Origin of the sequence: Pseudonocardia nigra, from assembly GCF_019396355.1 — a bacterium.
Taxonomy (GTDB): Bacteria; Actinomycetota; Actinomycetes; order Mycobacteriales; family Pseudonocardiaceae; genus Pseudonocardia; species Pseudonocardia nigra.
This window is the reverse complement of sequence record NZ_JAHKRK010000561.1, coordinates 1-682: the sequence shown is the minus strand read 5'-3', so window position 1 is coordinate 682 and position 682 is coordinate 1. Positions and strand designations below refer to the sequence as shown.

Annotated in this window: 1 protein-coding gene and 1 pseudogene; both read left to right on the top strand. The window is 65.5% G+C overall.

Going from position 1 to position 682, the window contains the following annotated elements; all coding sequences use genetic code 11:
* Nucleotides 1-126 precede the first annotated feature (126 nt).
* A pseudogene (locus tag KME75_RS42205) lies at nt 127-331 on the top strand (transposase); the annotation flags it as partial.
* Between the two features lie 169 nt (nt 332-500).
* Nucleotides 501-682 (top strand): helix-turn-helix domain-containing protein (locus KME75_RS42200; RefSeq protein WP_246633864.1); only part of this gene is annotated, 182 nt, incomplete at its 3' end.

The following is a 682-nucleotide window of genomic DNA, read 5'->3' as shown; positions in this document are numbered from 1 at the left end:
GACACGCCGAGACCACGAGTTTCCACACCGAGCCAAACGCTCTGACCAGCCACGTCAGCGACACTGTTCACGACGCAAACCAGCAGCTCACAGGCTTGATCATCCTGCTGGCTCAAGATAACCCAGGAGAGCCTCAACGCCCGCTACCGGCGCGGTCAAGGCGCGTGGTCATTTCCCGACCGAGCAGGCCGCGCTCAAGTGCCTCTACCTCGTGACTCGCTCACTGGACCCGACCGGGAAAGGCAGGGCCCGGTGGGCGATGCGCTGGAAGGCCCTGAACGCCTTCGCGATCACCTTCGAGGGACGTATCGTCCCCAGCAACGGAAGCTAGTGCGTTGACCATGAACGTTCACCGGGTTGGCGACACGCCGGTCAGCGTCCCCGGGTTGGAGTCCTGTTGATCTCACTCTGGATCTCGACGTCAGGTCGGGGATCGAGGTGGGGGTCGGATGGCAGAGCCGGTCAGAGCGCGCAGGCTCACTGATGAGGAGGGTCAGCGGTTGAGCCAGATCGTGCGCCGGGGCAAGCACGGTTCGATCCGGGTCCGCCGAGCCGTGATCATCATGGCGTCGTCGTCGGGGACACCGGTTCCGGCGATCGCCCGCCTGGTGGCTGCGGACGAGGACACCGTGCGCGATGTGGTGCACGCCTTCAACGAGCGGGGGTTGGCCGCGCTGGACCC